Annotated in this window: 9 protein-coding genes and 1 pseudogene; 1 reads left to right on the top strand and 9 read right to left on the bottom strand. The window is 46.8% G+C overall.

Annotation, left to right across the window (positions count from 1 at the left end):
• Nucleotides 1-21 precede the first annotated feature (21 nt).
• Nucleotides 22-453: an adenylyltransferase/cytidyltransferase family protein gene (locus ACN084_RS07180; protein ID WP_419102090.1), complete on the top strand. Its 432-nt coding sequence runs from the start codon at nt 22-24 to the stop codon at nt 451-453.
• A gap of 105 nt (nt 454-558) precedes the next feature.
• Here ACN084_RS07180 and ACN084_RS07185 read toward each other — a convergent pair whose 3' ends face one another.
• The 9 genes and pseudogenes from ACN084_RS07185 to ACN084_RS07225 all read right to left on the bottom strand — a co-directional run.
• Nucleotides 559-1,056 (bottom strand): DUF2505 domain-containing protein, encoded by a 498-nt coding sequence (locus ACN084_RS07185; protein WP_419106390.1) that lies wholly within the window; start codon nt 1,054-1,056, stop codon nt 559-561.
• Between the two features lie 157 nt (nt 1,057-1,213).
• Nucleotides 1,214-1,876 (bottom strand): glycosyltransferase, encoded by a 663-nt coding sequence (locus ACN084_RS07190; protein ID WP_419106391.1) that lies wholly within the window; start codon nt 1,874-1,876, stop codon nt 1,214-1,216.
• Between the two features lie 65 nt (nt 1,877-1,941).
• A complete protein-coding gene (gene pssD / locus ACN084_RS07195) occupies nt 1,942-2,391 on the bottom strand; it encodes a PssD/Cps14F family polysaccharide biosynthesis glycosyltransferase (protein WP_419106392.1) in 450 nt (149 codons plus the stop codon).
• A 28-nt stretch (nt 2,392-2,419) separates the two neighbouring features.
• Nucleotides 2,420-3,649, bottom strand: a complete 1,230-nt coding sequence (locus tag ACN084_RS07200; protein ID WP_419106393.1) for a Wzz/FepE/Etk N-terminal domain-containing protein — start codon at nt 3,647-3,649, stop codon at nt 2,420-2,422.
• Nucleotides 3,650-3,655: 6 nt separating this feature from the next.
• Complete coding sequence (locus ACN084_RS07205; protein ID WP_419106394.1) at nt 3,656-5,164, bottom strand: lipopolysaccharide biosynthesis protein; 1,509 nt, start codon at nt 5,162-5,164, stop codon at nt 3,656-3,658.
• A 2-nt stretch (nt 5,165-5,166) separates the two neighbouring features.
• Complete coding sequence (locus tag ACN084_RS07210; RefSeq protein ID WP_419106395.1) at nt 5,167-6,465, bottom strand: O-antigen ligase family protein; 1,299 nt, start codon at nt 6,463-6,465, stop codon at nt 5,167-5,169.
• Between the two features lie 3 nt (nt 6,466-6,468).
• Nucleotides 6,469-7,389 (bottom strand): glycosyltransferase family 2 protein, encoded by a 921-nt coding sequence (locus ACN084_RS07215; protein ID WP_419106396.1) that lies wholly within the window; start codon nt 7,387-7,389, stop codon nt 6,469-6,471.
• A 13-nt stretch (nt 7,390-7,402) separates the two neighbouring features.
• Entirely contained in the window at nt 7,403-8,152 is a 750-nt protein-coding gene (locus tag ACN084_RS07220) for a CDP-alcohol phosphatidyltransferase family protein (RefSeq protein ID WP_419106397.1), read from the bottom strand.
• A gap of 335 nt (nt 8,153-8,487) precedes the next feature.
• Nucleotides 8,488-9,109, bottom strand: a pseudogene (locus ACN084_RS07225) (hypothetical protein); the annotation flags it as partial.

Here is a 9,109-nt window from a genome sequence, read left to right on the forward strand (position 1 = left end):
GACAAGAGTATTAGGGGATTTATGAACATCGGGTATGCTGCTGGCGCATTTGATCTTTTCCATGTAGGACATTTAAACATCCTCAGAGAAGCTAAAAAACACTGTGATTACTTGATCGCAGGAGTTGTATCAGATGAAATTCTAGAAATTACTAAAGGCCGGAAGCCCGTCATACCTTTAGCCGAACGTATGGAAATTGTCTCTCATATCGATTTTGTCGACCGCGTTCATGCCGAAGTCCTTGAAGACAAACTAGAGACTTGGAAAGACGTACGATATAACACGTTCTTCAAAGGCGATGACTGGAAAGGCACTCCACGTGGTATTGACCTAGAACAACGCTTCGCTCAAGTCGGCGTTGACGTTGTGTACTTCCCCTACACTGCTCATACCTCATCAACAAAACTCCGCCAAGTTCTCGACAAACTGATGGAAGCAGAACCACGTAACTAACTGCTCAACACAGAAAAGACGTTTTAAATACTGTGGGGGCTAAGAACCTAGGTTCTTAGCCCCCACAATATTTAATACTGAATTATAAAATCACTCAGAGATACCTTAGTTTTGAGCAACCCACTGCTCGACAAGAGAACCAAGTTTGGAAAGAACCTTACCCACATAAGGCTCCGCTGCAGCAGCAATTTTCTTCCCCACAAGAGGAATTGAACAAGATACTTGACCCGATACCTCAATAACGGTCTTATCTGCTGAGGCCGTGAGCTTCTGTGTTGCACGTGCAGAAACAGGCATACCCGAAACTTTAATATCAGAACTAATCGTACGGCTACCGTCTGCACTGGGAGCAGAAACAGTATCAGACTGCGTCATCTGAAGTCCCTTAGAAACGAACTTCTGAGCAATATCAGGAACACGGTCAGCCGCAACAGAACGTTTGCTCACTGCAGAAAATGCGCCTGAGGTATCGCCCGAAACTTCGAGGCCTTCAAAACCAATACCCATTTTTTCACACACAAAACGTGCAAAATCTTCAGAAGCATACGCCTCAATCACTCGGTCGATAGGGGCATTAACCGTAGTTGTTTCTTGAATTGCCATGAGCTGTCCTTCCCAAAAGAGCGAATTGAAAAAAGATATTCTTATAACGACCGTAGCATCATAAAAACTCTTACTATAAAACTAACCGAAAAGTTCCTCCCATCACGGTTACGTTCACCAGTTTTCGCTATAAAAAGAATGATGATGCCCTCATACGCTAGGACTGGATAATACCGCGGAGTACCTGTCTCCAACGGCGAACAAACTTACGGATATCATGGGAGGCTTGTCCCTGACTCAGCGAACCTAACTCTGCAGAAAGGTTCTCTGAGGCCTTATCCGCACCAGGGACACGACGGGACCCAAGATACTTCTGAGGGTGAGTTAACGCATCATCAATCTTCCTCGCAAGATCATTCGCATCTGCGGCAATAAAGGCCTCCCCATTATCTTCCATGACCTGTGAGAACTGAACCTGATGATTATCGACCACCTCATCAAACTCCGCAAGGCGTGGTACCGCAATAGGAATAACGCCAACCTCACGCGCATCAAGAATAGACCCAGGGCCTCCCTGAACGACAACCACTTTAGCTGCCTCATAAATCTTTAACAGCTCGGAGCGAGGCATCCTATCAACATTCTTAGTCGCATGCTCGGTGCCCTCGGTAAACCCATGCTGACATAGACAAGTAACCGTTGGGTGGCTAAGAAGATACGACTCAATCCACTCAACAAGCCGGTCAAACTTGTGATAATCCGTACCTAAAGACACCACGATGTCATAGCTTAACGGCTGATTATTCAAATCAGCCGATACCTCAACAACAGAATCAGGCTGTTGAGGTGAGACAGTACCCATGTTCTGAGAATCGCTCATGTATCTCTCTTTTCACAAACGGAATAAATAAAAATGGTGAAACATATTGCTAACGGGCATCACATCTACATAATTGCCCCGATATTAACCGACTCTGGAAAAGCCCTCTGCTGTTCTTCCCACTGGACTACAAATAAATCGCTCATGGGATAACATAAACGCGCACTCATCGTTGGCATAGTAATACGGTCATACGCTTCAATAAAAACAGTGCGTATTTTCAGAAGTTTTGCAACCGCAAAAAACGATACTGACACTGCAGCACCCGTACTAATTACCACATCAGGTTTTTCCCGTCGCAAAGTCTTCCACGCAACTTTTAGATTACGAATAGCGTTAGGGATATTACGAGTCGTTGGAAAATACACCCAATCAATCGTTTCTCCCTCAAGAGCAGCTTTGACCTCAGGCAACTCAAAAGTTGCCCAAGTACGCTCATGCTCTTTCCAGAACTTATCCAGAGCAATCAGCTGTGCTAAATGCCCTCCAGCGCTCGCTACAAGTAGTACTTTCATGGTCAATCCTTACAAATGGACGGAAAAATTAGGAGGTCAAGAAGACATACAAGAAATGTGCATCTGCGATGTGTTCAGCAACGTTAACGAACTCTTCCAAATCATTCACTGAAGTCTCAGGAGTAAGTACTACAACACAAGCACCCAGCACATCTGCTGCAGAAAGTACTTCTGAAAGTTCTGTTCCACGATCTGTGACTAAGATATTCGGAGTATCTGAAGGGGATAGCTTCTTCTGTGAAAGAACAGAAGCAGGGGAGTCAACGAACGTTAGTCCTTTATCCGCATAAGCTTGACGTAATGTTGCGGCAAAATCGTCAGAGACACGTGGAACCGAGGAGTATAGAACTGCACCAGCAATATGAGCTTTATGGAAGTTACCGTTGATGACACCGATAGAACGGAATGCACGGCGAGTATCTTCGATATCTTGGGTATCGCGAATCATGAAGACTTCTTCTCCCAAAATATCTTCTGCACGGTCACGATAGTTCACCGTGCGTGCACGAGAATCTAGCACCCATGCAATGATGGCACCTAATAGAAGACCGGAGATGACGCCAACAAAGATGCATTTGATGAACCCTAGATTCGTAGGTTCCTGAGGAACTTTTGCTGAAGTAATAATACGACCAGCGTTAGTGTCAGTAATGCGTACTTGCGCTAGACGCTCTTCTAAAGCAGCGCGTGCGGCATCATTACCATTTTTGCCAAGAGCATCGATTTGTTTTTCAATTCCGGCAGCAACCGTGTTAACAGAATCTTGTAACGCATCAGAGCGTACTGCAAGATATGCCTGTGCGATAGCATTTGCATATTCTGCTGCATCTTGTGCAGAAGAAGCTGTTGCTTTGACATCAAAAATAGATGTGCCAGAGTGCGCAGAAACTTCAATAGATTGACGTAGCTCAGAAACTAAATCGTCGTGTGAAGAGCTTAAAGACTTTGCAGCGGCCTCTGCTACTTCACGAGAGCTCGCAACTGAAGCTTCTGTATTGATAGAAACATTACTGTGACTTGAAGAGCTGGGATTCGTGGATAGAGGATTAACTAAGACCGTTGCCGAAGCCTCATATTTGGGTGTTGCAACGAGCGCATATACTCCTGCAATAAAGACACATACGAGAACCGTTACACCGATAACCATCGGATGACGTACCATCTTTTTCAGCTGTGCTGATAATGAGACTGTACGGATTGTGCGGGCGTTAGCTCGGGGTGAATCGACAACTGTTCGACGAGAAGTATTTCTAGCCATGAGTTTCTAAACCTCTTTCTGAGTGGCAAAGTGTTTGCCAACACGAGTTTGTTGCGGACGTTTGTTAAAAAGTTTTTCTAATCCCATAGATTTCTTGAACACTAAAATAGCTGCGCAGTAGAGCGCTATCGCTACACCGAGATACAGCAATAGAGCCCACCACGTAACTCCCATCCAAAGGACTACTATGAGAGCGATGACCGTGGGAATACCTCCGGCAATGCCCATCACCGGTAAAAGCTGTGACAAAGAACTGCGAATACCAACGAGGAAAAAGACTTCATACGAAGCAAGAAAAGTATCAACTAAAATGGCTGCCGACCATGCAACGACCGCACCGTATAAGCCCCACATCGGAACAAGAGTGAAGTTGAGCAGAAGCGACACCGCAAGCGAGGAAAGCTTATTATAAAGTTGCCAGCGGCTCTTCCCACTCATCAAAAGGACAGACTGAACTCCTCCTGCCGCGATAGCCACCATCATCGCTGGGCAAATAACCCAGAGGACACCAGCGCCAGAGGAAAAACCGTGACCAAAAATTTCTAATAAGAGAGGGCCAAAGAATGCCAAGGTGAGGTAAAAAGGCCAGCTTAAAGCGATCAGCGCGCGGGTATTCCCAAGAAAAATTTCTTGTGCACGTGGGTAATCGTTGACGGCTAAAGCCGCGCTAATAGAAGGCCCTGTCACAATACGACCAGTGTGTTCGACCATGACGCCAACACGCACCATACGATTAACCGCACCATAAATACCAGAAGCACCAACCCCAACAAAAGCTGCTACACATAGAACGTCAATCCATTCAAGGACAGACTCAACAACAGCAGAAACTCCACGGGCGGAGCTAAAACTCCAGAAAGAACGAGAGGTTTCTGCTGGTAGAGGATTCTCAACAAGTGAATCTTCTTCTGTAGGTAGCGAACCTCGCACTGCAAAAAATGCAACCACAGCAACAATGACCACAGGAATAACCCAAGAGAACGCCAACGCAAGTGCATTACCTGCTACCGTCACAACAAGGAAGACCGCAATAATGCGTAGTGTTGGAAGTAGAACATTCTGCAAGGCGGTGAAAAGAACTACCTTGCCTAGGCCTCGTAACACCCCAAAACAGATAGTCATAAAGGTTGCGCAGAGCAGAAAAGCTGCGGTAACGCTGAGCATCATTCGGTAAGACCCAGAAAGCCCAGGCATCAGCCACGCATAGCCAATCGTTAGAGAGCTAATGCTGAGACAAATTCCTATCGAAGGGATAGCTGCAAAACGAATAAGAGACTTAATCGCTGAATATCGGCCTGTCGCTTTTTGTGCTGAAACAGTGCGGACTAGACCCGTATCGGAGCCAAACACTGATAGCGATGTTCCAATCGCAAAAAGCGCCATGACCTGGAAAAAATCTCCAGCACCAGAGGTGCCTAACGTATTCGAAACAATAAGAGTTGCAACAAATGCAGCTCCAGCCCCGTACATCACAAAAACAGAGGAGATTGCTCCACTTTTTGCAAGAGAAGCCATAACTATAGACCCTCCTCATGCACAATAGAACGCATAATCAGAGCAAGGCAGAGCATCATTGCTGTCATTTGCATGATGTCAAAGCTGTAGAAGATAAAAACACAGATCGCGCATACGGGAACAGAATGAATCCAAATACCCGTAGTGGAGCTAACACCCCATGTGCTTGCGATGGAATAGAGCATAAAGGCCATGAAGAGGAATAACCCGACCAAACCGAAACAGAACATGAGAGCCCACAGGTAGCCTTGGGTTCCCATTGAAACACCAATGGTGACGTTCATTCGTGATGTGCCGTAACCAACGAGAGGGGAGTCTAAAACAGCCTCCCACGTTGCCTTATAAAGAGCTGCACGGCCACCGGTTGAATCGGAATACTCTTGACGTCCTAGAATCTGAGCTAATGTTCCTGAAGCAACTAACGCAATAAGAGCGATGATGGCTGCAACCAACCCGTAGAAAGCCACTTTCAAGTTTCCTTCAAGGACATGGCGGAAAATAACATAGCTGACGCATAATGCTAAGCCAATGAACATGCCACGGTTACTGGTGGCGATAGCAGGGAAAAGACCTGCCGCAACGGATAAGCTCAAAATAATTTTTGTACGCTTCTTGGTTGCCGCCGTGATTACTGCTAAAACAACGGGAGTTAAGAAGGTAAAAGCTAGACCCCAACTATTTGCGTAAGGGAATGGCGCTGACGGGCGAATATAGGGTTCTGGGGCACCCCAAGGAAGCTGTACTTCTGCCAATGGTGGTTGCACATAATCACGCACAAGGGGATTATTTAAAAGAGAACCTGGCATAAGATAACTCATGGGTGTGATGAGTCGGAAGTCTGGAAAGAATAGTGCAAACCAACCCAAAATAACAACGGTGTACCATACTGTTACTAGACCGCCGAGCATACCCTGAGCCGATATTTTTTCGCGGGCATTGAAGAAGTAAACGCCGTAGACGCCAACGTTAAAAATGTTGACGAATCTTAGACCCCACGCGAGGATATCGCTACCGCCGTGAAGAGAAACTGTACAAACAACACACCAGATAGTAAGAGCGAACCAAAGCCATTGAGTTTTATAGACCAGAATGTTGCCACGAATCAGTATGTACGCAACCATGATGAGGGCAAGAACGGTCGGAAGAAATTGCCAAAGACCAAGCGCCCAAATGACGGGGAAACCGTAAAGAAGTGTATAAAGAGGCCATGCCGGAAGAGGAGCGACACTTTGAGTGGAATAGGGATCTGGTTGATGTTCGAAACGTGTACCCCCACGAGTTTTAAGAAGCGTTAGAGCCATGCTTTATAGCCCCCGACCAGTTTTTTGGACAAGGTCTAGAAGAACTTGTGGTTTCACTAGACCGGTGGAAACGATGTATGCGGCCCATGCTCGAAGCTGGGTGATGTCACGTGAAAGTGTCGCTTTTGCCCAGCGCCGTGCCTGTTGAGAATTTCCTAACGCAGCATACGCAAAAGCCACCTGACCACTAATGCGTGCAAGTCCTCGAGGCTGTTGTTCAAATTCAGGGAATTTTTGTAGAAGATAGGTGAGACCGTTTACCATAGATTGCCATTTTCCGGCAAAGAATGAAGGCCTGTCCCATAAGACAAGAATAAGAGGGTCTTGCACGCTTAAAATATCGGCATGTTGGGTGGCTCTCAACAATAAATCGTAGTCTTCGCCGTAGGCGCTAGGAAGCTGTTCATCGACAAGGCCGATTTTTCCGCCGTTAAGGTCTTCTTTACGGTAGAGCATGGCTGAGGGATGAATTTCCGTGATACGCGATTGCAAGAAATCTGTAAATGTTGCTCGTTGCGGAGCTAATCGTTGTACATCTTCACCAGCGGTACGAATAGTGATGCCACTAGAGATAGCAATAGCTTGAGGGTGCTCTGCCCATAGTTGAACTTGACGGGATATTTTGTTCTTATACCAGTAATCATCATCATCGCAGAACCCAATGAGTTCTCCAGAGGCAGCTAAGATTCCGCTGTTACGACCGCCAGCTAATCCTTGTGGACGTTCGTTAGGAATGGTCTTGAGGGCTCGGTTTTGAGGAACCTGAATATCGCTGAGCGTGTCGATTTCTACATGGTCAAAGACGACGATGACTTCGATATCTCCTGGATAATCTTGCTCCATAATAGAACGTACTGCGGTGCGAAGAAGCTCAGGACGTGAACCGATAGTCGCGATAACTGCAGAGATAGTTGGAAATGACATGCTCAGACCTCTTCTATACTTCAGCTGGTGTGTTGAGAGACTGGAATTTACGTTTCATAGAAAGCGCGGTAGTGGCAAGGTTGGCGCAGAAAAGGAGTGCGTAAACAGCGATAAATGCTGGCGCCCAACCCCAGAAGACGAAAATCCAGCAGAGTGTGCCTGCATCCATATGTAAGTTAATGAACGACCTGAGTGCGCCACCGGCAGGAGGTGCTGCTGTTTTACGGTTGTTACGTAGCTGTTCGGCAAGGATTTGGCTCATAAAATGCCCAACAGTCTGTAGCGTAAACGCGATAGGAACCCACCACAAAGACCAGCCCTGTACCGGCCAGTCATCTTGCCAGCGGATGAATGAAATAAGAACGGCAAGGTGAACAGCTGGTACTCGGATGGAATCAACAACGTGATCTAGCCATTCTCCGGCGGGGGAGGATGCTCCGGTGACTCGTGCAACTTGTCCGTCTGCCGAATCGAGGGCGTATCCGAGAGCGAAAAGGATACTGATGCTCAACGCCGTTCCGAAGGTGGGGGGAGCGAAAATTATGAGGATTATTCCTGTGAAGGACCAGAAAGCGCTAATTGCGGTGACTTGGTTGGGGCTGATTCCATATTTGACAGCTGCAGCTGCAAAATATCGTGCAAGGCGGCGGTTGACCCAACGAGTATAAGCGGGGACTCCGTGACCAGGTTTTTGGGCAGATTCTAACGCTGCAAGAGTCTCACGGAAACCTTGTGGAGAAGATGCTGTGTGTTGAGTAGTCAAAACGAAAAACGCCCATCAAGTCAGTGCAAACCGTTGTTCGGAATGCGTGGTGTATGCGGAGAAAAGTTCGGCTACATCTGCTAGAGCAGAAGTATTCGGTGACACTAGATAGTATCCTCAAAATCTTGAGAATACTGTGAAAAACCAAGCTAAAACAACGTTTGTGGGGCAATGTGTACCGAGAAAACATCATTTAGGTGATGAATTATCACGAAATATTTGGTCTTGTTGTGAGGTGTATTAAAGCTGAGAAAACTGGGGTGTGTTCTTTGAATGTTCAAAGAACACACCCCAGTTCGCATGAGTTGAGAGCTAAGCTCAACAGAGAGCCACGATTAACCTACACGCAAAGTTGCTGAGAGGTCGAAGGAGACTCGTGCCCACCAATTGGTAAAGCCGTGAGTTTCTACAGCAATAACATTCTTACCTTCAAGAAGGTCAGATGCAGGAATCTGAATAATGACTGGGTTATTGATTGCAGACCAGTCAGCAGGAGCTGCAGTAGCTCGGGTCAAAGCGTCAACGTAACCAGAAGGCATATTGTAACGTTTAACCTCTTTACCGTTGACGTACACGATAGCTCCGTCATCCAAACGCATATTGAGTTCCAAGGAGACGTAATCCGAGGGGTTCTCAATCTGAATTTCTTTGCGGGTGTACATGGAGGTTGGCTGTTTGAAAATATTTGAGTTGAGTTCAGTTCTGAGCTGAGCACTGTTCCAACCCATCGGCGCTGTAGCGTTGTACCATCCGGTAACGTCAGTGTCGATATCACGCCACGAGTTATTTGCCCAGACAGGGTCAAGAAGAACGTTCCAGCGTTCGCCACGGTTGATAAGAACCTTATCTGTCACAGGAGCAACAGGGTCAACTGGCTCTGGCTTCTCAGGGTCAACTGGCTCTGGCTTCTCAGGGTCAACAGGCTCTGGCTTCTCAGGGTCAACAGGCTCTGGCTTC

Origin of the sequence: Rothia sp. P7208 (assembly GCF_048512915.1) — a bacterium.
Classification (GTDB): Bacteria; Actinomycetota; Actinomycetes; order Actinomycetales; family Micrococcaceae; genus Rothia.